Origin of the sequence: Thalassospira sp. GO-4 (assembly GCF_023588965.1) — a bacterium.
Classification (GTDB): Bacteria; Pseudomonadota; Alphaproteobacteria; order Rhodospirillales; family Thalassospiraceae; genus Thalassospira; species Thalassospira povalilytica.
The window spans coordinates 1252025-1276825 of record NZ_CP097807.1 but is presented as its reverse complement, the minus strand read 5'-3'; the positions used below and the strand labels follow the sequence as shown (position 1 = coordinate 1276825).

Annotated in this window: 19 protein-coding genes and 1 tRNA gene; 7 read left to right on the top strand and 13 right to left on the bottom strand. The window is 53.2% G+C overall.

The window, feature by feature from the left end; all coding sequences use genetic code 11:
- Window positions 1–2: 2 nt before the first annotated feature.
- Window positions 3–1073, bottom strand: a complete 1071-nt coding sequence (locus M9H61_RS06095; RefSeq protein WP_250283965.1) for an EAL domain-containing protein — start codon at window positions 1071–1073, stop codon at window positions 3–5.
- A gap of 475 nt (window positions 1074–1548) precedes the next feature.
- On the opposite strand from M9H61_RS06095, the gene M9H61_RS06090 reads away from it, so the two are divergent.
- Both M9H61_RS06090 and M9H61_RS06085 read left to right on the top strand, forming a co-directional pair.
- Window positions 1549–3321 (top strand): tetratricopeptide repeat-containing sulfotransferase family protein, encoded by a 1773-nt coding sequence (locus M9H61_RS06090; protein WP_250283963.1) that lies wholly within the window; start codon window positions 1549–1551, stop codon window positions 3319–3321.
- Window positions 3322–3402: 81 nt separating this feature from the next.
- The gene (locus M9H61_RS06085; RefSeq protein ID WP_250283961.1) at window positions 3403–4377 is read left to right on the top strand and encodes an adenosine deaminase; all 975 of its coding nucleotides are present in this window, start codon (window positions 3403–3405) and stop codon (window positions 4375–4377) included.
- Window positions 4378–4453: 76 nt separating this feature from the next.
- Here the strand turns inward: M9H61_RS06085 and M9H61_RS06080 are convergent, their stop codons facing one another.
- Window positions 4454–5434: a phytanoyl-CoA dioxygenase family protein gene (locus M9H61_RS06080; RefSeq protein ID WP_250283958.1), complete on the bottom strand. Its 981-nt coding sequence runs from the start codon at window positions 5432–5434 to the stop codon at window positions 4454–4456.
- Between the two features lie 143 nt (window positions 5435–5577).
- Between M9H61_RS06080 and M9H61_RS06075 the strand changes: the two genes are divergently transcribed.
- A complete protein-coding gene (locus tag M9H61_RS06075) occupies window positions 5578–6543 on the top strand; it encodes an AraC family transcriptional regulator (RefSeq protein WP_250283956.1) in 966 nt (321 codons plus the stop codon).
- A 42-nt stretch (window positions 6544–6585) separates the two neighbouring features.
- Here M9H61_RS06075 and M9H61_RS06070 read toward each other — a convergent pair whose 3' ends face one another.
- The 3 genes from M9H61_RS06070 to M9H61_RS06060 all read right to left on the bottom strand — a co-directional run bounded on the left by M9H61_RS06070 (window position 6586) and on the right by M9H61_RS06060 (window position 9424).
- Window positions 6586–7545, bottom strand: a complete 960-nt coding sequence (locus M9H61_RS06070; RefSeq protein WP_250283954.1) for an alpha/beta fold hydrolase — start codon at window positions 7543–7545, stop codon at window positions 6586–6588.
- Window positions 7542–8846, bottom strand: coding sequence for a carboxylesterase (locus M9H61_RS06065; RefSeq protein ID WP_250283952.1), 1305 nt, complete (start codon window positions 8844–8846; stop codon window positions 7542–7544). The genes M9H61_RS06070 and M9H61_RS06065 overlap by 4 nt, the downstream gene beginning before the upstream one ends.
- A gap of 173 nt (window positions 8847–9019) precedes the next feature.
- On the bottom strand, window positions 9020–9424 hold the full coding sequence (locus tag M9H61_RS06060; protein ID WP_068518502.1) for an OsmC family protein: 405 nt from the start codon (window positions 9422–9424) through the stop codon (window positions 9020–9022).
- A gap of 198 nt (window positions 9425–9622) precedes the next feature.
- On the opposite strand from M9H61_RS06060, the gene M9H61_RS06055 reads away from it, so the two are divergent.
- A complete protein-coding gene (locus tag M9H61_RS06055; protein ID WP_068518501.1) occupies window positions 9623–9958 on the top strand; it encodes a hypothetical protein in 336 nt (111 codons plus the stop codon).
- Between the two features lie 177 nt (window positions 9959–10135).
- A complete protein-coding gene (locus M9H61_RS06050) occupies window positions 10136–11788 on the top strand; it encodes a diguanylate cyclase domain-containing protein (RefSeq protein ID WP_233433131.1) in 1653 nt (550 codons plus the stop codon).
- A 30-nt stretch (window positions 11789–11818) separates the two neighbouring features.
- Here the strand turns inward: M9H61_RS06050 and M9H61_RS06045 are convergent, their stop codons facing one another.
- The 5 genes from M9H61_RS06045 to M9H61_RS06025 form a co-directional block, all read right to left on the bottom strand.
- On the bottom strand, window positions 11819–13726 hold the full coding sequence (locus M9H61_RS06045) for a sulfotransferase (RefSeq protein ID WP_250283950.1): 1908 nt from the start codon (window positions 13724–13726) through the stop codon (window positions 11819–11821).
- Window positions 13727–13839: 113 nt separating this feature from the next.
- Window positions 13840–15591 (bottom strand): tetratricopeptide repeat-containing sulfotransferase family protein, encoded by a 1752-nt coding sequence (locus M9H61_RS06040; protein WP_250283948.1) that lies wholly within the window; start codon window positions 15589–15591, stop codon window positions 13840–13842.
- Window positions 15588–17366: a sulfotransferase gene (locus tag M9H61_RS06035; RefSeq protein ID WP_250283946.1), complete on the bottom strand. Its 1779-nt coding sequence runs from the start codon at window positions 17364–17366 to the stop codon at window positions 15588–15590. Before M9H61_RS06035 ends, M9H61_RS06040 begins: the two co-directional genes overlap by 4 nt.
- 174 nt (window positions 17367–17540) lie before the next feature.
- Window positions 17541–18950, bottom strand: a complete 1410-nt coding sequence (glnA, locus tag M9H61_RS06030; protein ID WP_008890688.1) for a type I glutamate--ammonia ligase — start codon at window positions 18948–18950, stop codon at window positions 17541–17543.
- Window positions 18951–19012: 62 nt separating this feature from the next.
- The gene (locus M9H61_RS06025) at window positions 19013–19351 is read right to left on the bottom strand and encodes a P-II family nitrogen regulator (RefSeq protein ID WP_007091888.1); all 339 of its coding nucleotides are present in this window, start codon (window positions 19349–19351) and stop codon (window positions 19013–19015) included.
- A 482-nt stretch (window positions 19352–19833) separates the two neighbouring features.
- Between M9H61_RS06025 and M9H61_RS06020 the strand changes: the two genes are divergently transcribed.
- Window positions 19834–21006 (top strand): aminotransferase, encoded by a 1173-nt coding sequence (locus M9H61_RS06020; RefSeq protein ID WP_250283944.1) that lies wholly within the window; start codon window positions 19834–19836, stop codon window positions 21004–21006.
- A 113-nt stretch (window positions 21007–21119) separates the two neighbouring features.
- Here the strand turns inward: M9H61_RS06020 and M9H61_RS06015 are convergent, their stop codons facing one another.
- Complete coding sequence (locus tag M9H61_RS06015) at window positions 21120–22121, bottom strand: Gfo/Idh/MocA family protein (RefSeq protein WP_250283942.1); 1002 nt, start codon at window positions 22119–22121, stop codon at window positions 21120–21122.
- 338 nt (window positions 22122–22459) lie between these two features.
- Here M9H61_RS06015 and M9H61_RS06010 point away from each other — a divergent pair.
- A tRNA-His gene (locus M9H61_RS06010) sits at window positions 22460–22536 on the top strand.
- 45 nt (window positions 22537–22581) lie between these two features.
- Here M9H61_RS06010 and M9H61_RS06005 read toward each other — a convergent pair.
- Window positions 22582–23157: a hypothetical protein gene (locus M9H61_RS06005; protein ID WP_250283940.1), complete on the bottom strand. Its 576-nt coding sequence runs from the start codon at window positions 23155–23157 to the stop codon at window positions 22582–22584.
- Entirely contained in the window at window positions 23135–24598 is a 1464-nt protein-coding gene (locus M9H61_RS06000) for an AAA family ATPase (RefSeq protein WP_250283939.1), read from the bottom strand. The genes M9H61_RS06005 and M9H61_RS06000 overlap by 23 nt, the downstream gene beginning before the upstream one ends.
- Between the last annotated feature and the right edge of the window lie 203 nt (window positions 24599–24801).

The window sequence follows — 24801 nt, the reverse complement described above, 5'->3', positions numbered from 1 at the left end:
CATCAGGCGGATTTAGCCTGATAGGGGCCATCACCCGGCCGACCCAGCAGGAAGCCCTGCACATAATCGACATCATGTTCGATCAGGAAGTCGAGTTCTTCTTGACGTTCGATCCCTTCGGCAATGACTTCGATTTCAAGCTGTTTTGCCAGTGCAATCAGCTTGCTGACAATGGCCTGTTTGTAATTGTCATGGTCAACATGGTCGACGAGTTCGCGGTCGATCTTGATGATATCGGGGCGCAGTTCGGGCAACATGTTCAGGGTCGAATAACCCGATCCGACATCATCAAGCGCCACCCGAAAACCGGAATTGCGATAGGACTGCAAAATCGCACTCAGATGTGCTGTGCTTCGGACCTTTTCGGTCTCGATGACTTCAAACACCACATTCTTGCGGTCAAGATTGCATTCCTCGACAACGTCGATGGTGGATCGCAGGCAGGAATCCGGATCATAGATCGAACTTGGCGTGAAATTGATGAACAGGTTCCCCGAAACCCCGGCCTTGGTGGCGTTGCGCACATTGGCTGCGCGCGCCGCACGGTCAAGCTGGAACAACAATGTGGCTGATTGCGCTGCTTCAAACAGCTGGCCGGGATTGATGACGCTGCCATCGCGCGCCGCCCCGCGAATAAGGCATTCATGGGCATAAGGGGTACCAAGATCACCAATCGGAAAGATCGGCTGAAACGCCGAATTCAGGCGATTTTCACGCAACAGATCACCGAGCCATTCCGCACCGATCGCGGCGCGAATGGCCCCCAGACTGGTGACGCGACTGATATCGTCAATGTCGGGTTTCTGGCCTTCTGCCATGATCAGGGCTTTGGTGTCGGCCAGTTCTTCGGGCAGAAGATCCTTGGCAATGGTGTCGATCAGCTTGCGCAAGCCCGGACGACTGTAATGGATCGAAAGGGTGGCGACACTTGGCGTTTTATCGACCGACAGCGAAATCGATTTGGCACCGGCAAGAATTTTACCGGTGGTATGTGCCACCGGTGGCCACAGATAAAGTGTGCCCAGACGTGGGGCAATTTCCGGAACCGCGTCGCATTTTTCGCAGTATGTCACCTTCTTCTCCCCGTCGGGTTGTCACATGGCGGTCTGGCCATCAGGCCGGGTGGCTAAATTCCAATATTGTAATTTTTACCATACGAGATGCGCTGATTAAAAGTTCAGGAAGAAAAATATATTTTTCAAGACGATAGGGCGCTTTTTCTGTGTGGTACAAGTCGATGAAATTTCACCGGCGTCGGCGTGTTTTCAATCGTCGGCTCAGGCCCTGTCGCCTGTGGCTGTTTGCAATGGTCAAACGATTTGGTTCAATCTGAAAGTGAATTCGGTTCAGTCAAGACCGACCAGCATCTTGCAATAGGCTATGAAATGCCACGCCTATAACAAAGGTTGTGGTTTTATTGTCACAATCTCGTGATCTTTGGCATTCATATCAACATTTGTGCTGTGCGATAAGTTTTAAGTGACCTATAGTCGTTTTGTGCTTGGGGAGGGGGCGTGAGATTATTTGATCGCATCCAGGGACAGATGAATGACGCAGTCAAAAAAGGATATTGCCGGGGATCTTAAGCGGGCAATGTCAGCAGCCGACTTTGATACGGCTGCCAAAATTGGTGCCCGTATTTTGCGGCTGCATCCAAGACGTACTGATATCGAGATTATGACTGCTGTCAGCGAGTTGCAGGGGAAAAATCCTGCGTCTGCGGGTCCGCGTCTTCGCAAACTGTTTCGCACTGTCCCGACCAATGACAGACTGTTCACGGCTGTCGCCCAGAATCTGCTGCAATATTCATATCTTACAAGTGACTTTGGTTCATTCGAGTCGGTCCTTGAGGAGCGCCTTCGCGCTGCACCAAAGGACGGATTTCTGGCCTTTTTGCTTGCCGATGTCCTGTTTCGCGCAGAGTCACATGTCAGTCCCGGAAAATGCGTTGCACCTAAACTTTCGCGTGCTGTTTCGGTGCTGAAAACCGTTGGGGAAAGCAGTTCCCATTTCAACGATGCGCAGACATTAATGGCGCGTATTCATTTGCATCAGGAAGATCACGCACAGGCCTTTGCGGTTCTGGAAAAGGCGGTTGCGCGGCAACCTGGCAATCTTGAATTGCGGGTAGTTCTGGCATCAAGCTACGCCATGGCAGGCGAGGTCGAGCAGGCAGTATCAACCAGCCTGTCGATCATTAATGACCGTCCGGGATATTCAGCCCAGCCTTATATGGTCATCTCCTTCATGCGTCCCCAGGCCATGCCCGAGGACGCTGTCAAACATCTTGAGGCGATCCTTCAGAACCCCAAATCAGACAGTTCTGAAAAATACAAGGCCGCCTATGCCCTGGCCAAGATCGCCGAAACCGAAGGCGATATGGAACGGGCCTTTGCCTATTACGGCAAGGGTCATGCGGCCAACCGCGCCGCCCGCCCGTTTGACATGGAACACGAATTGCGTGAAATGAAGACGCTCGAAGACATGGCGCGTCAGGCCGCCGCAACGGATATGTCATCGGGCGATGTGATGGCACTTGATGCCAAGGGCCCCAAGCCGATCTTTATCGTCGGCATGCCGCGATCGGGAACGACGTTGACCGAACGCATTCTTGGTGCGCATCCCGATGTGTATGCGGCCGGTGAAATCGGTGATTTTGCCAAGGCGGTCAATGATGTCGTTGGCAAAGGGCGAATTTCCGAACAGTTGTCGCGTATTGATGACAAGGCCGCGCGCAAGATCAGAAGCCAGTATCTGGAAGCAATGCGTGCCTATGCCCCGGAAAAACGGTTTGTCACCAACAAGACACCGGCCAATTTCGTACGCCTTGAAATGATCCGCCGGGTATTTCCCGACGCACCGATCATTCATACCCATCGTCATCCGCTGGCAACCTGTTTGTCGGTTTACACGACGCCCTTTGCCATCCCGATGCGCTATTCCGATGATCTTGGCGAACTGGCCGATTACTATCGCGCCTATGTCGGGCTGATGAATGTGTTCTTTGAAACAGACCGCAACGGCATGCTTTATGATCTGTCTTATGAGGATCTGGTGGCCAATCCGGACGTTGTCGCAAAGGATTACCTGGCGCATTGCGGGTTGGACTGGCATCCGGAATGTCTTGAATTTTACAAGACCGATCACACGGCCACCACGGCAAGTATGATCCAGGTCCGTCGGCCGATTTTCAAGGACTCGCTTGGGAAATGGCAACGGTTTGAACCCTATATCGGCCCGTTGGCGACGCTTGTTTCCGATGCAGACGAGACAAAGGTCAAGACAGCACAGAAATCGTCACGCAACGCGGTTGCTGCGTGACGTTGCTGCGTGACGTGGCTGGGGCTTCGGGTTAGAAGGTATTCATAGCAAAAAAAATACCGACAGATCCGGAGCGCCCAAATGACCCTGTCCATTCCAAAGGCCGAATTGCATCTGCATCTTGAAGGGGCCCTGACGCCTGCGCTGGTGCGTAGCTTTGCCAAGCGCAACAATCTGACCCTGCCTGATGACATCTATGATGAACAGGATCGTTATATCTGGGACGATTTTCCGGAATTCCTCAAAAGCTTTGACAAGGCCAGTGCGGCCATCCGCACCAAGCAGGATTATTCGGACCTGACCCACTTTTACCTGACCGAACAGGCAAAGGTCGGCGCCCTTTATGTCGAGCTTTTCTGTTCACCGACCCATGCGGCTGATTGTGGTCTTTCCTATGACGAACATCTCGAAGCGGTGGTCGGTGGCATTGACCGTGCCGAAAAGGAAACCGGGATTATCGGCCGGATCATCATGACCTGTGTGCGCCATGTCGGTGGCGATATCGCGGTTAAGGTCGCGCGCGAAACAGCAGATTGCGGGCATCCCTATATTGTCGGTTTCGGCATGGGCGGGAATGAAAGCATGTTTTCGCAAGAAACGTTTTATCCGGCCTTCAAGATCGCGGCGGATGCGGGGTTGGGCTGCACCACCCATGCTGGCGAGGTGCAGGGACCACAAAGCGTTTGGGATGCGATTGACAAACTGCCGGTAACCCGTATCGGCCATGGCGTGCGGTCAATCGAAGACCCGAAACTGGTCGAAACATTGGCAAAGCGCGGAATTGTTCTGGAAATCTGTCCGGGATCAAACATTTCACTGTCGGTCTATCCGGATTATGCATCCCATCCGCTGCGCAAATTCCATGATTCCGGGGTGAAAGTCACATTGGGATCGGATGATCCGCCCTTCTTCCACACCAGTCTGGCCGAGGAATATCAGCGTGCCAAGGATGTGTTCGGTTTCAGTGATGCCGAATTGCTTGGGGTAACGCGCACCGCGATCGAAGCGGGTTTTGTTGATGACGCGACCAAGGCAAAATTGCTAGCCAAACTCTAGGCCCGGTTGTTATGCCAAAAAACAAAAGAGCGCCCGGTGTGATTGCCGGGCGCTCTTTGTTTTATGGGGGAGGTCCTTACCAGGGCGTCTTGCCCAGAAGCTTTTCACCAAGTGGGGTCAGCTTCGCCCGTTCATAGCGGGTCTGTTCCCAATTGCGCGGATCACCGGGAAAAGCATAACCGCGCGCAGGCAACCGTTCGGACCAGCTTTTAACCCGCCAGTCGACAAGATCCTGTTCCTCGGGTGTGGCTGGCGCCATGGAAATATATTGCGCGATGCGGGCCTGATCGGACCGGTTGGCGCGAATACCGTGGGCCAGCAGGCTGTTGAAAATCACAAGATCCCCGGCCTTCATGGCAATGCGTTTGGGTGTATAGGGCACCGTATCCATATCCGGGCGGAACGGATCACGATCCGCAGGGGCGGTTTTGCGCCATTCTTCGAAATTCGCAAACAGATCGGGTACGCACTGGAACCCGCCCATGTCATCGGTGGTATCAACCAGTGACAGCACGCCTTGCACATTGATCGGCAGCGGGTTGGCACTGGTATCGGCATCCCAGTGAATGAAACCGTCAAAGGCACGCGTGCCCTTGTTGGGCGTATTGAGGTTGGCACGATCAATCGAGACCCAAAGATCGGTACGATCCCAGATATCGACAAAGGCGTCATAGACTCGCTGGGTCTGGCGGTTATCCCAAAGGGTTTGGTGGTTGTAAATCTCGACCATGCCGGAATTGTTCAATTCCTTCATCGCATTGTCGCGCATTTGCGGGCGGCCCCAGCTTTCCGGATCGTTGGGGTCCATTTCTTCGAATTCCCACAAAAGATCGACGGTCGCCTTGACCTGTTCGGCGGGGACTGCGTTTGGAACAACCACATATCCATATGTCTGCCAATGAGCAAAATCGTCTTCGGACAGGACGCGTAACGGAAGTTTCTTTTTCAGATCGCGCAGCTGTGTACCGCTGACTTCCTTGGTGGATGCATTTCCCGGTCGGTCACTGTTCGGGGCCATGGTGGGCGTCATGGTCGGGGCATTGGCAAGCATGGACATGATGTTCCTCCGTCATCCTGTTTTGATCTGGAAAAATTAAAACAGGATGACAGGCACCTGCACACTGACAGGGCGGACAAAGAATGATACTATTTGGCCAAATTAATCCAGATTATGTTCCGTAAAGGCGTGGATGCGATCTGATGAAGCTTTTGTTCGAACATGTTCAGATTGCCCCGGACCGATCTTGGAAGGGCCTGTATCGCAATCTTCTGGCGATCCCGTTTGAATGGCATTTTCACCCGGAATATGAACTGACATTGACACTTGGAAGTTACGGGCAGCGTTATGTCGGTGATCATATCGGGTCTTATGGCGATGATGATCTGGTGCTGTTGGGGCCCAATCTTCCGCATACTTGGCATTCCGCAAACGCCCAGCCGCCATCGGCCAGCCACGGCGAATTGCGTGCCCACGAAGCCGCCCTGCAGGTTGCGGGGACAACAAAGGGACATCAGGCCTTTGTTTTCTGGTTTACGGCCGACTGGATCAATACCGTTTGCAAAACCATGCCCGAACTGGCCGGGCTTGAAACCGCGTTGCGGCTGTCGCGTCGCGGTGTTCAGTTTGATGCGGTAACGGCCCGAAAAGTCGCGGCATTTGCCCCGGTCTTTGAACAAGGCACACCGGCAGATCAGCTTGTCATGTTGATCGACGTGCTTCGGACATTGCTTGATGCGAGCGACCTGACACCGCTGGCATCTGATCGTTTCGATGCGGCAATTCCCGATCATGATGATGCCAGCCGACTGGGCAGGGTTCTTGATTTGCTGCATGGCAGTTATTTCGAACCGGTCAGCAGTGCCTGGATCGCGCGCAATGCCGGCATGAGCGAACGCACCTTGCGCCGGTTTTTTCAGCGCCATATGGGGTCCACCATTCAGGATTATCTGATGGGGTTGCGGCTTGGCCGGGCGGCAAGCTTGCTGTTATCGTCAGATATGCCGATCTATCGGGTTGCCGAAGAAGCCGGTTTTCAAAACCTGTCGCATTTTAACCGCCAATTCCGTCGTCACCGCGGAATGGCACCAAGCAGCTTTCGCAAATCACGGTTCGAAGGCATCCTGCCCCCCGCCGCGACGCAAACCCGCCATTCAAAGGCCAGATAGCCTGATGGCTTGTTGGACGGAAACAGGCGGAAACAGGCGGAATTAGGCCCCGTAAAGGTCCATATGCCGGTCAAAAGCCGCCCAGAACTGATCACGATAAAGATCGCGTTCCTGCAAGATTTCATGGCGGGCTTCGGGGATTTCCCGGATCGTTACATTCGGGAAATGGCCAAGCAGATCTTGTGTCGTCCGGTTTGAAACGACCTGATCATTGCCCGCCAGAATGATGGTCATTGGCGGAAGTTTCTGCGCCTTGTCGGGCTGTGCCAGGCGATCGGCTGTTTCCGATTGTGCCCTGAAACAGGCATCAAGCCATCCCGCCGATGTGCCGCCAACCACCAAATCGGGCGCGGCTTGCAGGATCGTGCGGTTAAGGTCATGGCGGTGCGGATCAGATGTCAGGATGTTTTCCGGATCAAATTCAGCAAGCGGGCTGAGGTTTCGTTGCCCGGGCAGATATTGTTTGTCAAAACCATATCGGCACAAGCTGCCAGACAGGATCTGGGCGGCAATCGAAAACCATCGCGGACCGCCAAGCCCGAAGAACGGCGCAATCATCACGACACTTTTCCAAAGATCAGGCTGATCAAGCAACATTACCATCGCCACCAGCCCGCCGGTTGAATGGGTCATGACGGTGTCACAGGTAATGCCGTGCTGATGTTTGACGTGATCAATGACGTGACGGGTATCGGCCCCGTAATGCGCAACATCACGCACATATCCCATCATCGGGTCCGGGGTGGCGCGTGAAGACCCGCCATGTCCGCGAAAATCGAATGTCACGGTGCCGTATCCGCGCCGGGCCAGATCGTTCGCCGTCTCGCGGTAGCGTTCAACGAATTCACCACGCCCCTGAAGAATAAGAACATGCCCGCGAATATTGGCCGGGGTCATGATGGCGATGCGCAACCGCACGCCATCGGGGGCGTTGAAGTGATCAATGGTAAAATCCATCAGATCGGAAGATGTGCCTTTGCCGGGACGTGATTGCACGGTCATTGCGCAGCAGGCTGTTTGTTTACGCCAAGCGATGCCGCAACAAAGATTGCCATCTTGTCCATCATGACGTTGAAATCAGGATTAAACGTGCCCCGGCGCAGGGTCCCGGGTGTTGCCGATTTCAACAGATTGCGTTCGCCATAAACTGCATCCGTCCCGGACTGGCAGGATGCAAGTTCGTCGGGATCATCATAATGGCCGCAATCAAGTACCGCACCATCAAGACCGTAAACCGGGTTTTCCGGGCTCATGGTAATGGCGGTATGGGCGTGATTGATGGTTCGCATGTCGTCATTGGCGGATTTCACGATATCGATGTCATCACATTGGGGATGTTCATCAACAGTATTGATTTCGCCCTGATACCAGATCATCTGGCGGATCGGGCTTTGGACCTTGTTGCAGAAATAGTCCACGGCGGCCAGCGGGTTGACGGTCTGGTCATCGGAACTGATGGCAACAAAAACCGGAACGTTCGAAGCCGGGATCGATGCATCGCGATACGGCGCGGTCAAAAGATGAAACTCGGCTGCTGCATTCATCGCCATGGACCCGTATTTTCCGGGATCATTTTCAGATCCCTGACCGACCCATTTTTTGACATACCGGACATAGGGCGTCAGCCATGCCATATCGCTTTTGGCCGCAAGCCCCGGGGACAGCATGATCATGGCACTGATGCGCGGATCATTGCTGCGCGCGGCGATATCACGTCCGATCAGGGTGGCCCCGGTTGAATAGCCGATCGCGATGATATGTTCGATATCCTTGTCAAAGGCCGTCATGCCGTAATTCACGGTATCCAGCCAATCCTGATAACTGACATCGATCAGATCACCGGGCGCCGTGCCATGGCCGGGCAACAGCACGCCGTTAAAGGTGGCGCACGGGAAGTCCCGGCGCAGCTGATCGCGCACATCACTTAGCCAATAGGGGCTGTCTGTCAGGCCGTGAACAGCCAGAAAACCGACTTTTTCACCATGGGCAAGTCCGCGTCCGGCCGTCAGACAGGCGGCCTCGTCCGCCCCAAGGGAATAGGGGCTTCGCATATCGACAACCTGATCAATATCGAACGGACCAAACGGGTTTGCTTCGGCCCCGAAACGGGCCGATATGACATCGCGAAGCTGTTTGCGCGTTGCGGTGACATAGTCATCAAAGGCCAAACCGTTGGCCGGGCTTGTGACGGCATTGCCGGACGGCTCATATTGCCCGAACGCCTGCGTGCCAATGCCGATTGCCATGACAGCACCCAGGGCAAGTGACGTGATGCCGGTCCGTATCGTTTGTGGTTTGACCATGGGGTGGCTCCGTATCGGTTGGCGCAATCAATTGTAATCGATATCGTTTCAGGCAGAACGCGATGTTAACCCGTCTGGTGGCCGGGTGCGAACAACAAAAAAGCGGTCCGTATCCAGACCGCTTTTTCTAAGTCATCATCGTGACCTGTTTGGGGCAGAAAGTCAGATGCCCGTTATTCAATGACTTCCCAGCTATGGGTGATTTCGGCGGCCTTGGACAACATGATCGATGCCGAGCAGTATTTTTCTGCCGAAAGTTCAACCGCACGTCCGACCTTGGTTTCGTTAAGGTTCTCACCCTTGACCTTGAAATGCAGGTGGATTTTGGTGAAGACCTTGGGATCGGTTTCAGCGCGTTCTGCCTTGACGTCGGTTTCAACATCAAGAACGTTCTCGCGGCCTTTTTTCAGGATGTGCACAACGTCAATCGACGAACAGCCGCCAATCCCCAGAAGCAGCATTTCCATCGGGCTCGGTCCAAAGCCGTTATCCTTGTCCCCGTCCATGACAACGCCATGACCGGTGCCGCTGGTGCCGGTGAAGGTAAGGTTCTCAAGCCACTTGACGCGTGCTTCCATGATAGAATTCCTGTGTTTGAAAAATCATTGTCCCATCCTCTAGCGCGGTTATCGCGCGCCTGCAAGTTGCGATCCCGACAGACGGGATGCAAAATGGCCGATGGCGGACTTCGGGTAGCAAACTGTTATAGGTGTTTTTACTTTCCCGCGTAATACTGTCCCATGAATTCAGACCCTTATGATGTAGGAGTAAAGGGCATGTCACAGGATACAAACCGCAGCAAAAGCCGTTTTATGATGGGCATGGAACATGTCCTGCGTGAAATCAATCACGAAATCATCAGCCCGGCCATACCTGACATGTCGGTGGAAAACGCGGTGCCGCTTATGATCACGGTTGCCCGGTTGCGCGCCGATTATCTGAAATATGCGTTCAAGCTCAGTGCCGATCGCACCGACCAGCACCCGACCGAGGAAGAGCTTAAAAAGCTCAGACATTTGCGCGAAACCTATCAGGAAATGCTGGCGGCGGCGCGAGAACTCGAACATTGCATTGATCGCGGCTATATCGATCTGCCCATTCCGACGAAATAATCTGCAACGACAAGGCCGTAAGGCATTCTTCTGGCCGCAAGAAAAATAATGACTTATCCTCAAGTATATGCAATGGGTGTTGCTTATATAAAGAAAGACCGGTCAAAAAAGGTCTGAGCTGGGACATCTATATAACATAGCCGAGGGAGCACGTCGTTTTGCGGCGTGCGGGGTGTCTTGTCAGTTAGTGTGGATGTGGTGGCAACAGCAGCGTTGTCACGTGATAGTCTTGTTTTTCTTGATAAGGGCGATCTGAAAATCGTTCATGTCAATCCGGCCGCCGAGAAACAGCTCGCTGCGGCGAAAACTGTTTTGCGTGCCGGAACCGAAATCAAACAGTTTCTTGCCTTCCTTGCCAAGAAGGGCGAATTTTCCGACGGGGATTCTGTCGGATCGGTTCGCCACGCGCTGGGTGCGATTTCATCTGGCGGGCGCGCGGATCTGCCGGGGTTTCGGCTCGAAAAGACGGTGTTTTCCTGGCATTGCGACACCGGGCCCGGCAATACGATTGCCCTGGTCCTGCGTGATGGTGGCAAGGCCCAGGAACTGGCGCGTGCATTGGCAGACCACAAAATCTTTATCCAGCATCTGATTGATGTGTTGCCGACCCCGGTTTACCTTAAAAACCTCGAAAGTGTTGTGACGCGCTGTAACGGCGCCTTTGCGGAACTGTTTGATCTTCAGGTTACCGACGTTATCGGTAAAAAGCTTGTCGAAGTGGCGCCAAAAGACCTGGCCAAGACCATTACCGATCACGAAAAGGCATTGCTGGTCAAAGAAGGCCAGGTGCGTGATGAAATCTCATTCGCGCTTGGCGATGATAACCGGACGGCTTTGTTTGCGGCATCAAGCCTTAAGGGGCCAAGTGGCAGCATTGCCGGCACCATCGGATCCTTGATTGATGTCACCAGCCTGAAAAAGGCGCAGGCCGAAGTCGCCGAGGCAGCCCAGCGCCTGACCGGGCTTCTGGAAAGTGCGCCGATCGGTGTCGGCATTTCCAGCCGGGAAACCGGGGTGTTCCAGTTTTTCAACAGCACCTTTGCCAACATGCTCGACATCAAGGACGAAAAACAACCGACCGATGCGATTTTGCTGTCGGACCGTTATCGCCAACAGTCGCTGAGCGACATGGATATGCTTGGCGAATTGCATGATGTCGAAATCCGCTTGCGCCGCCCGAACATGTCAGAGGCCAAATGGCTCAAGACATCGCTGGAACCGCTGTCGTTCGAAGGCGAGGAATCGGTTCTGTGGTGGACCAGCGACATCACCAAACAAAAACACGCGGCACGCGAACTGCAAAACAAGGCCAATAATGATGAACTGACCGGCTTGGCCAACCGGGCGCGCTTCATGCAAAAAATTGATCAGTGTGAAACCGTGCTGCGCGGCACCAACACCCCGGCCGCCATGTTCATTCTCGATCTTGACGGGTTCAAGAAACTCAATGACGAGAAGGGGCATGCCGCGGGGGACTGGCTTCTGAGCGAGACCTCCAAACGGCTGAAGCGCGCGGCGCGCCGGGCCGAAGAAGTCGCGCGTCTTGGCGGTGATGAATTCACCATGCTGTTCATCAACAAGGGCGGTGAAAAGGAAATGATCGAGATGGCCGATGCCATCTTGTCGGAACTCAATCAGCCCTTCGTCTGGAAAGGCGAAGATTGCGGTGTGACCGCATCAATCGGTTTTGCGGTCTTTGATGGCGGCAGCAGCGACATGAACGAACAGCTGCGCCGTGCCGACAAGGCAATGCATCAGGCCAAGGCATCGGGCAAGGCGCGCCATTGCCTTTATACCCCCGATCTTGAACCGGAACTGCATCAGGACTGACATCAATATCAGATAGCCAAAAGGCCAGCGTCAGCTGGCCTTTTTTGTATCGGTGTTGCGCGGGTTGCCCTGTTCATCAAGGCCCAGTGTTTCCAGTAACGGACCAAGATGTTTTGCATAGGGCTGCCAGCCCTTCAGGCTGCTGCGATAGATCGGTTTGCGGACTTGCAGGGCACTGTGTGTGCGGACCTGACGTTCGTTCTGATGGAAATTCAGACAGGCATCATCCCATGGCAGGCCAACGAATTCGATTAGTCGGCGGGCTTCTGTTTCAAGATTGTCGACGACATTTTCGTAATCGACTTCGATCAACCGGTCCGATGGCAAAACATCGCGCCAGTGATCCATAAACCGTTCATAGGTATTGTAGTAATGCCCAAGATCGCGCTGGTCATAGGCAAAGTTCTGCACACCGCCAAACCGGCGATTATAGATCGAAAAGCATGATGCCACCGGATGACGCCGGCAATGGATGATCCGGGTGTTTGGCAGCATCAGTGCCAGCATCCCGGCCCGCGTGAAGTTTGATGGCAGCTTGTCGACGATCCTGCGGATGGTGGCGGTGCCGTTATCGCTGCTGCCGGACTGGATGCGCGTGATCCGGCCCAGTGTTTCCTTGCGGTATGCCTGACCAAGTATACGGATGAAGTCATCATCGTATTTCATGACATCTTCGCGTGCGGCCCCGTTTTTGACCTTATGCTCGATCAGGGCATGATGGTGATAGACCATGGTATCAAGCTCGCCCGCGCCGAATACATCGGGGTGTGAGCTCAGGATCTGCTCGGTCAGGGTCGTGCCCGAACGGGGCATGCCGACAATGAAAACATGCTGGGGTTCGTCGGCATCGTTACGAACCGGACCAAGATGGGCAAACCGTTCGGCCGGAAACCGGTCACGAACATGATCAAGCATGTCTTCGATTGCAGCGGGGGTGTAATTGATGGTTTGGCGTTTGGTTCGGTTGGCTTCGGCAAGCGCCTTCATCGCGGCATCGACATTTTTGGCTTCCATTTCGACCTTGCCGATCGAAAACAGCAGCATTTCCTGTTCGTTTACCGGCATCGATTGATAGCGGCCCGACTGATAGATATCGTAAATGACGGCACGTGCCGGGTGGTCTTCGGGCACGCGTGTCGCCAGGGTCAGGCAATGCCATGCCCGCACATTATGGGGTTCCTGGGACAGGACAATGTCAAACAATGCGCAGGCTTCGGCGACATTGCCCAATTCCTTCTGACATTCGCCAATACTGATGCGGATATCATTGATTGCCTTGGCATCGGCATTGGCCTGTGCACATTTCAATGCCTTGCCCAGATGTTGCAGGGCGGCTTCGATGTCATCAAGCGACAGCAACACAACCCCCATGGCACTCCAGGCGGTCCAGTCATTCGGCGCAAGGGCAATGGCACGTTTAAGATGGGGAATGGCATTGCGGGTGCCCATGCCGCGGGCTTCAAGAAGCCCCAGCTGCAAGTGAACTTTTCCGTCAAGCGCAAAGCGTTTTACCGCGGCATTCAGAACGGTTTTGGCTTGTGCCTCATACCCGGCATTGGCCAGAACGGCCGAAAGATCGGTGAAATAGACGGGCTTGGGCGATGCGCAGTTGCATGCGCGCTCAAGACTGCGGACCGCATCGGATACCTGTCCGCTTTCATTGCAAATCAGCCCGTTGATCTGCAACAGATCACCATTATCGGGATAATCTTTCAGAAGCTTGCCGCACAGCTTGCGGGCCGCACGTCGATGCCCGGAACTCCATTGCGTCCGGATTTCAGAAAGCCCGGTTGCCAGTTTATGCGCCGGTACCGATGGCGTCGCCCCGCGATTGCCCGGCAAAGACGTGCTGTTTGTGGGCGGTATGGCGGGTTGCAGGCGAAGTTTAGCCCGCAAATGGGCGGCGTTTGGTGCTGTTGTGCTTTGATCGTCACTCATGGCCGACATCCTGTTTGCTCAGTGATGCGGGCGAATGCAAAGCCCGCCCATTATGAGCAAACACGTATCAGCAGGCAAAAACTGGCGCGCGACGTGACGATTTTATGGTGTGATCAGTCCGGATTGATGCCAAGTGCCTCGATCAGCGGGGTCAGTTCCTTCTGATAGGGGCGCCAGCGTTCCAGGCTGCTGTTATAGACGGGCTGGCGGACTTCAAGGGCGCTATGGGTGCGGACTTCACGCGTGTTGGCATAAAATTCAAGACACGCCTCCTGCCAGTCAAGGTCAAGGAAATCAACAAGCCGACGGGCTTCGTGATCGAGGTCGGCAATGACTTTTTCATAATCGACCGTGATCAGCTGATCCTTTGACAGGGTCTTTTCCCAATAGGCCATCAGATCACGATACGCGACATAGAAATTGCCGATTTCACGCAAGTCACACAGATATTTATGCCCGTCGGCAAAGAAATGGGTAAAGCATGAAAACGCGGTATCCATCGGGTCGCGGCGCGCGTGAATGATTTTTGAATTGGGGAATGCCATGGCGATCAGGCCGACCGACACAAAGTTGCCCAGCATCTTGTCAACGATATAGCGCGGGCCTTTGCCATTTTTCAGAACTTCCGGCGGCAGCATCCGCAATACTTCGTCACGATAGGCCTTTGCAAACAGGGCCAGCCGTTTGGGATCAGCCAAAAGTTTTTTATGGGCGGGCAGGGACGGGAAGCCATCGCCGTAGGCCCGCTTCAAAAGCCCGGGCAGGGTGCGAATTTCCCCGACGCCGAACGCGTCGCTGTGACTGTCAAGAACCTGTTCAAGCAGGGTCGATCCGCAACGCGGCATGCCAACAATAAAGATGAATTGCTGTTCATCCCCGGTTTCGCTCAGGGTGTTGTCGGCAATCGCATCCGGGGTAAAGAAATTCGGCAGGTTCGCAAGGAAAGCCAGGGTCTTTTCCTCGTTATAGTCGATTTGTTCACGCTGATAGGCATTGGCCTTAAGGTAATGCGCCATCGCGGCTTTGCCGTCATCGCGCATCATATAGGCAAGGCCAAGTGCATGGTGCAGATATTGCAGATCAAGCTTCGACAATTTGCCGCGTTCGGCACCGATCATTTTCTCGACCGTTGCGACATCATCGTCGGTAAATGCCTTGAGCGTTGCCAGTTCCGCCCATGCGCGCGCGACATATTTTGTCTGGGCGATTGCGGCGCGAATAAGGGCTGTGCAGCCGTCTTTGTCGCCGATGGTTTTAAGGTGATCGGCCTTGGCCATCAGGGTGTTGGCAATATCGGCTGGCGACGGCTTTGCATCCGCATCCGATGCACCGGCACCCTGCATGATTTCAAGTGCCTGGTCATAAAGTTCGGCGGCCTGTTTGGGCCGGGATGATTTGGCGACCGAATTTGCAAACAGGGTCCATCGTTGCCAGTTTGACGGGCTTTGGGCCATCACGTGACTGAACAGCTTGACACCCTGATCAAAGAAACCGTTCAGGATCAACATGCTGCCAAGCTGGGCCTGGATTTCCTGATTACCCGGATCGCGCTTCATCGCAACCGTCAGGACATTCTGGCTTTCGACATACATTTGCTGTTTGCCAAGCAGTGATGCCAGATCAAGGAAATACAAGCTTTGGCTGTTGGGCGCCTTGCAGGCAAATTCCAGATGTTTGATTGCCCCGAATATATTGCCCTGCTTTTCCAGAACGCCCGCAAAGAAATGCAACAGCGGCCCGTCATTGGGATTGGCCCGCAAATAGGTCGAAACAAGGTCGTAGGTCTTCTGGGATTTGCCCTGCGCCCAAAGTTTCTGCGCCTGCTCCAATACCTGTTCGGGTGTCTGCGATGTCGCCGTGTTCATGAATTTTCCCTGTCGCTATCATGCAGGCCAAGTGCGGATAAAAGTGGCTGAATATAGGGTTCGTAAGGTTTCCAGCGTTCAACACTGGTTTGATAAAGTTTTTGACGGACTTGTGCCGCACTGGCGGTTCGAACCGACCGCCTTGCCTTTTGGAAATCAAGCACGGCATCGTCCCATGGAAGGCCCAGAAACTCTATCAGGCGATGTGATTGCTGTTCGATTTCCGAAACGACGTCTTCGTAATTGACTTCAATGAACCTGTCGGCAGGAAGAACCTTGCGCCAATGGGCCATCAAATCGTCATAGGCGCGATAAAATTCGCCAAGCTCTGTCTGGTCACAGGTATAGACCTGCAAATTGGCAAAGCGCTTCGAATAGCACGACAAACAGGTATCAACCGGATTGCGCCGACAATGGATGATCTTCGCGCCGGGTATCGCAAGCAGGATCAACCCCGCCCAGGAAAAGTTGCCAAGCATCTTGTCGATAATGACCCGGGTGTCTGGTGACGGGGCAAACATCTCGGCCAAATCATTGCGATACAGGGTGGCCAGTTCACCAAGAAGGTCGCCCGATGCGATCTTTTCATGGTCGCCCGGCGTGCTCGGGAATAATTGCCCGAAAAGGCGATCCTTGAATTTCGGAAAACTGCGCAATTCCCCGGTCGGCAGGGTGTCGGGATGGCTTCCCAGAATTTGCTCGGTCAAGGTGCTACCAGATCGCGGCATGCCGACAATGAAGGCATATGTCGGGTCATCCTTGCCCGCCTCTGGCAGGTTTTCAAACAGGCTGGCCGGAAAATAATCGGCAATGGCGCGCACGCGTGCACAGGCAATTTTTGAATCATAGCCTTGCTGGTTTTCGTCCTGACCGGCGAAATCCGACCGGCGCAATGCATTTGCCTGATCAAGGTGGGCGATTGCCTGTTTGGCATCGCCGCAATCCATGAACGCCTTGCCCAGGGCAAAGCCGATTGTTTCGCGGTCAAATTTGTCCAGTGGCGGGTCATCCCGGTTCAGCAGGGCCACCATGGTTTTTATGTCGTCACTGTCGGCAGTGAATTTGGTGATATCGGAAAGATCTTGCCAGGCCTGTCCACAGGCGGGATTGGCTTTCAGCACGCTGCGAAAGCAGGTGCGCGCGGCTTCCATATCGCCAAGATGCCGATGGGATTCGCCGGTCAGAAGCAGGGTGCGTTCAAGCTGTTCGGGATTGTTGCGCGCAAGTTCGGACGCCCGGTCAAGGTAGGGAATCGCTTCCTTGTCCCGGCCAACCTTGGCCAGTGCCGATCCAAGATTGTGCAGGCTCGACCAGTCGTCCTTGTTAAAGGCAATGCCCTTTTCAAGGATTTCAATCCCCTGGGTGACGAATTCCCGCTTAACAAGCACAACCCCAAGCTCGTTATAGGTCGGGCCATGGGTTGGAAAGCGGCGTAGTGCGGCAAACAGAATTTGCTGCACCAGATCGAACTTGCCCATCGCGCCCAGAATACCGGCAAATTCGTGGAAATATTCGACCTTGGCATCGGGACTGTTACAGGCATTCTGAAAGTGCCGGGCGGCATCCGGCAGTTTGCCGGTTGCGCGCGCAACTTGTCCAAGAACAAACTCGGCCGCGGGATAACCGGCAATCAGCGAAAGCGCCTGGTTGGCGGCATTTTGCGCATCGGAAACCCGGCCCGTTGCCAGCGCATTTTCGGCCGTCCTCACCAGTTTGTCGGCTTTTTGCCGATTGCGTTTTTCGGAAAAACTGGGCGTTGAAGGTTTGCTGCTCATAGGCTTGATTAAATCCCGATACGAAAGGTCAGGTCAAATCTTATCGGGAAGGGGTAAGCAAACCGTTTAATGATTGCCGCCTGTTATGCACAAAAGAAGATGTACAAATGAAAACGCCCGGCCAGATGGCCGGGCGTTTCCGATATTTCGCGTCTTCCTTTCGGGTGAAAGGAATTAGCCGCTGTAATACATGTCGAATTCGACCGGGTGCGGAGCCTGTTCGAAACGAACGACTTCTTCCATTTTCAGCGCGATATAAGCGTCGATCAGGTCGTCGGTCATAACGTCACCCTTCTTCAGGAACTCACGGTCAGCATCGAGGCTGTCGAGAGCTTCGTGAAGCGAGCGGCAAACGGTCGGAACTTCTTTGAGCTCTTCCGGCGGAAGGTCATAGAGGTTTTTGTCCATTGCTTCGCCCGGGTGGATCTTGTTCTCGATACCGTCAAGGCCAGCCATCAGCATTGCAGAGAATGCGAGATACGGGTTGGCAAGGGCATCCGGGAAGCGGATCTCGACGCGCTTGCCCTTCGGCGAAGCGGTGTACGGGATACGGCAGGAAGCAGAACGGTTACGTGCGGAATATGCCAGCAGAACCGGTGCTTCGAAGCCCGGGACCAGACGCTTGTAGGAGTTGGTCGTCGGGTTGGTGAATGCGTTCAGTGCTTTGGCGTGCTTGATGATACCGCCAATGTAGTACAGAGCGGTTTCAGAAAGATCAGCATAGCCGTTACCAGCGAACAGCGGCTTGCCTTCGTGCCAGATCGACTGGTGGGTGTGCATGCCCGAGCCGTTGTCACCGAAGATCGGTTTCGGCATGAAGGTCGCGGTTTTGCCATACTGGTGTGCAACCATGTGGATGCAGTATTTGTAAACCTGAACGGCGTCAGCATGTTCGATCAGGGTGCCGAATGCGATACCCAGTTCGTGCTGCGACGGTGCAACTTCGTGGTGGTGCTTTTCGCAACGCACGCCCATTTCGTTGATGTAGTTGACCATTTCGGCACGGATGTCGTTTGCCGAGTCAACCGGCGGTACCGGGAAGTAACCACCCTTCGGACCCGGACGGTGGCCGCGGTTGCCGCCTTCGAATTCGGTGCCGGTGTTGTACGGACCTTCTTCGGAGTCAAGCGCGTAAGCCATGCTCTCCTGCGAGGTGCTCCAACGAACGTCGTCGAACATGAAGAATTCCGGCTCTGCGCCGAAATATGCGGTGTCGCCAATGCCAGCCGACTTCATGTAAGCCAGTGCGCGTTTCGCGGTCGAACGCGGGCAACGCTCGTAACCCTGGCCGGTTGCCGGTTCGATAACGTCGCAAACGAGGATCAGGGTCGGCTGTGCGGTGAACGGATCAACAACAGCGGTCGACGGATCCGGCATCAGGATCATGTCGGATTCGTTAATTTCTTTCCAGCCGGAGATCGACGAACCGTCGAACATGATGCCGTCAACAAAGACGTCTTCGTCGATCGTGCAGATATCCTGCGCGGTGTGCTGCCATTTACCTTTGGTATCGGTAAAGCGCAGATCGACAAACTGGATGCCTTTTTCTTTGATCAGATTAAGTACAGAAGCAGCGTCAGACATGATGCAACCCTTTAAAACTCAAATTTAGTTACCGTACGGTGTTCATTGACAGGCAAGACCGATCAGATCGCGTCGTTGCCCCGTTCACCGGTACGAATACGGATCGCGTCCTCGAGTGAGGAAACGAAAATTTTACCGTCGCCGATACGGCCGGTATGAGCGGCTTGCTGGATTGCCTCAATCGCACGCTCAACCAGCGTGTCCTCAACGACGATTTCCAGCTTTACCTTCGGCAGAAAGTCCACAACATATTCGGCGCCGCGATACAGCTCCGTGTGACCTTTCTGACGGCCGAAACCTTTGGCTTCGGTGACGGTAATCCCTTTGAGGCCGATCTCCTGAAGGGCCTCTTTTACCTCGTCAAGCTTGAATGGCTTGATGATGGCTTCGATCTTTTTCATTAAGCGCCCTCTGCTTTTTGCGAGAGTTGCGTAGAACTCGGAAAGCGTAATGCTTCGCACGGTGTCTGTTGCACGGACCATGCCAAGTTTGGTCCGCGGTGGCATTCTAAGGATTCTTTGCGCGAAAACCCAGCAAAACCCATGAAATTTTTAAGATTTTCTTGATTGCAGGTGATCGAGTTTTAGGCAAAATGATCAAAAAATATGCAAACGCCCTGCATCATCGCCGGGCAGAGTGATCCGGATTGCTCAATCCTTGCCAGAATGACACCGGCATGCGACAGGATTTGCCGCAAAAGAGTGAATTGTGTCATGCATATGCGCCAGATGACCTTTAATCGGTCTGTCTGATATATGGACTCGAACAATTTGCCTTTGGGCGATTATAGTACGGCACGGATGACCCATAAAATGGCCTGATCGGGCCGGGCTGCAACCGGACGCCACCATCCGGCGAACGCATATAATATAAAGGACGCCTCATGACCGAATTTGTCGGCAACCCGCTTTTTGCTTCGGGCGGTATTACGATCTTTGAAGTGATGAACGAACTGGCCCAGAAACATCAGGCCATCAATCTGGGGCAGGGTGCACCCGATACCGACGGCCCGGCCGATATCCGCGAAGCCGCCGCCAAGGCAACCATGGAACTGTCCAACCAGTATCCGCCGCTTGCCGGGGTGCCCGAATTGCTTCAGGCCGTTGCCGATCACAATAAACGGTTCTATGGCATCGATGTTGATCCGAAAACAGAGGTTCTGGTTGCGGTCGGCGCAACCGAGGGGCTGGCTGATGTGATCCTTGGTCTGGTGGCCCCGGGTGATGAAGTCATTCTGATCGAACCGCTTTATGACAGCTACCTTCCGATGGTGAAGCTGGCCGGTGGTATTCCCAAACTGGTGCGCGTGACCCCGCCGCACTGGGAATTGCCGCGCGAAGAACTGGCCGCCGCCTTTAGCGAAAAAACCAAGCTGATCCTGATCAACTCGCCGCAGAACCCCTGTTCCAAGGTTTATAGCGACGACGAACTGCAATTTGTTGCCGATCTGTGCATCAAGCATGACGTCATCGCGCTGTGTGACGAGGTGTATGAACATCTGGTCTTTGATGGCCGCAAACACAAACCGTTGATGACTTTCCCGGGCATGCATGATCGCACCGTGCGGATCGGATCGGCGGGCAAGACATTCTCGCTGACCGGGTGGAAGATCGGTTATGTCACGGCCTGTGCCAAACTGATGGAGCCGATCAAAAAGGCGCACCAGTTCCTTGTCTTTACCGTGCCGCCGGGGCTTCAGCACGGTGTGGCCTATGGCCTGAACAAGGATGACGAATATTTCGAAACCTTCACCGCCGAAATGCAGGCCAAGCGTGATTTCCTGATGAGGGGGCTCAAGGACGTCGGGTTTGATGTTCTGGATTCCCAGGGGACCTATTTCATCACCTGTGATTTCCGCCCGCTTGGCTATGATTGTGATGATGTCGAATTCTGCCAGATCATGATCAAGGAAGCCGGTGTGGTCGCCATCCCGGTGTCGGCCTTCTATCAAGGTGAAGACGGTGGCGTGCGCCATTTCGTGCGGTTCTGCTTCTGCAAGGAAGAAACAAAGATGCAGGATGCCATCGACCGCATGAAAAAGGCGTTTGCCAAATAGGATTGCCGTACTGTGCGGTGCCGTGATCCGGCCGGTGCCGGATATGCCGATACACAAAGGGCGCAAGCATCTGCTTGCGCCCTTTGTCATTTAATAAGGTCGATACCTGCTGATCAGGATTTGACCATTTCCCAGCTGCCGGTCTTGGCCGAACGGGCAAGGGCATCAAGGATCTGCATGTTCATGATCGCATCTTCGATCGGATAATCGACCGGGCTTTCACCGGCAAAGATCGCGGTCGCCGATTCCCCTTGCAGGGTATAGTGATTGCAGACCGGGAATTTGATTTCGCGGGCTTCGTCAAAGCCCGGCTGTTTCTGCCCGCCAACCCGGATGATTGCGGGGTTTTCCGGGATCGGGTTGAACGGCATCAGGATTTCGATCCGGCCCTCAGAGCCCAGAATATGCACGCGCTGAACTGCCGCGGACTGGGTGCCGCAGACAAAGCTCGCCTGAAGGCCCGAACCGAAATCAAGCATCCCCGATACAAGCCGGTCGGTGCCGAATTTCGGGTCCTTGTCCATCAGCGACACAACGCGGACTGGCTCCTTTGCCGTGACAAAGCGCGGGCCGACAACGCAATAACAGCCGATATCAAGCAACCCGCCGCCGCCAATGTCCTTTTTGTTACGCACATTGTTCGGGTCGGCATTGAAATAGGTAAAGATGCTTTGCACCGCGGTCAGCTGGCCGATCTGACCGCTTTCGACGATCTTGCGGGCTTCTAGCCATTGCGGGTGATGACGCACCATAAAGGCTTCAAGAACCTGTTTGCCGCTTTTGTCGCGCGCAGCAATCAGGCGCTTGGCATCCTCGGTATTAAGGCCGATCGGCTTCTCGCACAGGACATGTTTGCCCGCTTCCAGCGCCTTGATCGTCCATTCGACATGAAGATGGTTGGGCAGGGGATTGTAAACCGCCTCGATTGACGGGTCGGCCAGAAGCTCCTCATAGGAGCCATAGGCGCGCGGAATACGCAAATTTTCGGCGACCTCGCGGGTCTTTTCAAGATCGCGTCCGGCAATCGCCAGAATTTCAAGCTTTTCGCTTTCCTGCATGGCCGGAATGACCTTTTCCGTGCCGATCTTGGCGGTGCTGATAACGCCCCACTTCATTCCGATACTCCGTCTGTTTTTCTGTTTTGTGGCCGGTTGCCCCAAGATCAACCATCGGGTGCCGGCAATCCGCAAATACATATATGCATGGTTTTGCACGCTGTTTTGCGGTTCAGTTCGTGACCCCGATTAATTAAGGCATGTGGCCCGACATGCAAGATGTTCAGACGGGTAGGTCGGCGAATTTGTATGAAGAATTCACCAGTCAAACCACCACCACATCGCCCAAGCCCGCAAAATTCGGCGCTTTGAAGGGCTTGGGAAAAATCAGCGGAAAAAAGTGAAAATATGCGCTTGACGTTGGGGGCCACGGGCCATATAAACCGCGCCACACGATGGCGGGTGTAGCTCAGGTGGTTAGAGCACCAGATTGTGGCTCTGGGGGCCGTGGGTTCAAGTCCCATCACTCGCCCCATGTGAAAAGGTCAGGCAGAAATGCCTGGCCTTTTGTCGTTTAGCCTTATGGTTCGATCCACCAACATTTGATATTAGTGCTGCTGTAAAAATCGTTTGCGCTTGAACTTGCTTTTGCACAGTTTGCAATGCGAAGTTTTTTCAATAAATTGACGCCGTGGTAGGTTTCTTTATAATTTATCCCCAGTGATTTATGTAATCTCTTAATGTGAGACTTACCATTTTTTCCTTCTAATGTGTAAGTGTATGATGGGTCTTTAAGGATAGACCTCATTAATTCTTCGTCGGATAATATCAAATTCTCAGTCATTTGATCTGGTATTAAAAATTTTATTTTTTTTCTGTCGAATCCATGCATTGACATCTTTTTTGTTATAAGGCTTTTGATTTTAACTACTGACCTGCTTGGGTCTTCACGGTCCAGCCAAATCCAGATTAAATCCGGGTTTGCATCCTTTGCGATGAATTTGGTAAGTATTTGTTCTGACATTGCTTCCTCTGACCAGGAAACTCCGTTCATTAGTGTGATAGTATCAACGTAGCGGAAGTTGTCCGCGATAAACATCCGCTCCATATGGCCCTCAACAAAGGCCAGTATTTTAGGAAAGTGCATTGCTGGCATAGTAGCTCCCCAATCCAAAGCCAGTTCTGTTTATTTCTTCCTCTATGCGCTTGGGATTGCGCACTTTTGAGCAAGTTGTTCCATTGGATCCGTATTCAAAGATCACTATCTCATCTGGTCGACATTGATTAATAAGTGTCTCGCTGTGTGTGGATAATGTGAAGTGTTTGGTGGGAGATGAGTCCTCGATGGTTTCTCTGATCAGACTGATAAGTGATTGCTGCATTTTGGGGTGTAAGAAGTTCTCGGGTTCTTCAATTGAGAACACTCCATTGTACGAGAGTATCAAGCAGGCAAGAGCGAGCCATTTCAATGTGCCATCACTAGCGCTTTGAAGGGGGATTCGGAGAGGCTTTGCTTCGTTGACGACCAAGTATCCCAAGTACTTTCCTGAGTGAGGGTCTTGGTTGACCACGATGGCTAAAAGCTCTGGGATTACCAGTTTGGTCCATTGGATGACCATGTCGAGAGTTTCTTTGTCTGCGCGGCGAATGCTACTCATCAGCCGTTGAGGTCTACGCAGGGCAGTGTCATCTCTCTTTAGTTGTTGTAGGTGGTATAGCGTTGCTGATAATCCCGAACCGTCAAAGGTTATGCCGGGTCGCGAGGCTAAGTCATCTGCGGCCCTAGATTTTTCCGGCAGAGGGTTAAATGAGTGCCCCCGAGAGATCGATTTTCTAATGACGTCAAGAGCCGGGATGCCTTTGATTGCTGACAAAAAACTCTCGTCAGGCATTATGGGTGTGCTCTCAATGCGTTCTCTGATCGACTGTAGAATAAGGCGGTGGTTTTTGGTTTTGCCTGCATTCCGAATTAGATAGAAACGACTCAGGACGTGAAAAGGGTTTCTGTGGTTTTGCGTGAAAAGCCGAGAGCCCAAGTGCCAAATTGAATTTCCGTTTTCGACAGGTGAGCGTCGTTTTACAGTAATGTTGCCAACAGGCGAGTATGAAACCCACCACTCTTGGCGGTTATGCATTTTGAAAATCTTGAGATTTTCTTTGTGAATGTAGATTGCCGAATGCTTTTTACTGTATCGAATTTCAATCTGGTATTCGTAGCGGAAAAAACGATGTGAAGAATCTTCTGCATCGAAGCTGTCTTCAATGTCGGCAATCCCTTTTATTGTTGCGTGAAGTTTGCTCGAGCTTCTTTTAGTGTTCTCTTGACTGAAGACTCGCGAAATTCCACCAGCCGAAAATACTGCTTTTGAGCATCCATTTTCGATCACGTCGCTAATAAAATCTTGGAATTCAATGAAATTAGTTTTCCCGGACCCGTTCGGTCCAACAAGAATATTTACTCCGGGTGTTAGCTTTATCTCGAAATCGACGAGTGAGCGGAATCCTGCAATCGAAAAGTGTGTGTTGAAATCTGGCTCGTATGGTTCGTAAAGGTTTTCGAAGTTGTCTAAATCATCGGACTCATTTGAAGGAACCATGTTCGTTTCCTGTTGGATAAGATTCTATTGAAAATTTTAGATCGTTACTAAAATTCAACTCAATATTGAATTAGGTCATTTTGATTTTCAAGAGAGCTTTCTTCGAATAAATGGTCAAGACAAGTTTGAAATAGTGTTGAGTGGAATCTTGGCGCTTTGACGTTCCCAATTTCGCGCCAATCTGCTAGGTAACGCTCCATATT

Bases quoted from the DNA above. Each gene is read 5' to 3' on its own strand.
- M9H61_RS06090 (WP_250283963.1), top strand. From the start codon at position 1,549: ATGACGCAGTCAAAAAAGGATATTGCCGGGGATCTTAAGCGGGCAATG.
- M9H61_RS06085 (WP_250283961.1), top strand. From the start codon at position 3,403: ATGACCCTGTCCATTCCAAAGGCCGAATTGCATCTGCATCTTGAAGGG.
- M9H61_RS06080 (WP_250283958.1), bottom strand. From the start codon at position 5,434: ATGTCCATGCTTGCCAATGCCCCGACCATGACGCCCACCATGGCCCCG.
- M9H61_RS06075 (WP_250283956.1), top strand. From the start codon at position 5,578: ATGAAGCTTTTGTTCGAACATGTTCAGATTGCCCCGGACCGATCTTGG.
- M9H61_RS06070 (WP_250283954.1), bottom strand. From the start codon at position 7,545: ATGACCGTGCAATCACGTCCCGGCAAAGGCACATCTTCCGATCTGATG.
- M9H61_RS06065 (WP_250283952.1), bottom strand. From the start codon at position 8,846: ATGGTCAAACCACAAACGATACGGACCGGCATCACGTCACTTGCCCTG.
- M9H61_RS06060 (WP_068518502.1), bottom strand. From the start codon at position 9,424: ATGGAAGCACGCGTCAAGTGGCTTGAGAACCTTACCTTCACCGGCACC.
- M9H61_RS06055 (WP_068518501.1), top strand. From the start codon at position 9,623: ATGTCACAGGATACAAACCGCAGCAAAAGCCGTTTTATGATGGGCATG.
- M9H61_RS06045 (WP_250283950.1), bottom strand. From the start codon at position 13,726: ATGAGTGACGATCAAAGCACAACAGCACCAAACGCCGCCCATTTGCGG.
- M9H61_RS06040 (WP_250283948.1), bottom strand. From the start codon at position 15,591: ATGAACACGGCGACATCGCAGACACCCGAACAGGTATTGGAGCAGGCG.
- M9H61_RS06035 (WP_250283946.1), bottom strand. From the start codon at position 17,366: ATGAGCAGCAAACCTTCAACGCCCAGTTTTTCCGAAAAACGCAATCGG.
- glnA (WP_008890688.1), bottom strand. From the start codon at position 18,950: ATGTCTGACGCTGCTTCTGTACTTAATCTGATCAAAGAAAAAGGCATC.
- M9H61_RS06025 (WP_007091888.1), bottom strand. From the start codon at position 19,351: ATGAAAAAGATCGAAGCCATCATCAAGCCATTCAAGCTTGACGAGGTA.
- M9H61_RS06020 (WP_250283944.1), top strand. From the start codon at position 19,834: ATGACCGAATTTGTCGGCAACCCGCTTTTTGCTTCGGGCGGTATTACG.
- M9H61_RS06015 (WP_250283942.1), bottom strand. From the start codon at position 22,121: ATGAAGTGGGGCGTTATCAGCACCGCCAAGATCGGCACGGAAAAGGTC.
- M9H61_RS06005 (WP_250283940.1), bottom strand. From the start codon at position 23,157: ATGCCAGCAATGCACTTTCCTAAAATACTGGCCTTTGTTGAGGGCCAT.
- M9H61_RS06000 (WP_250283939.1), bottom strand. From the start codon at position 24,598: ATGGTTCCTTCAAATGAGTCCGATGATTTAGACAACTTCGAAAACCTT.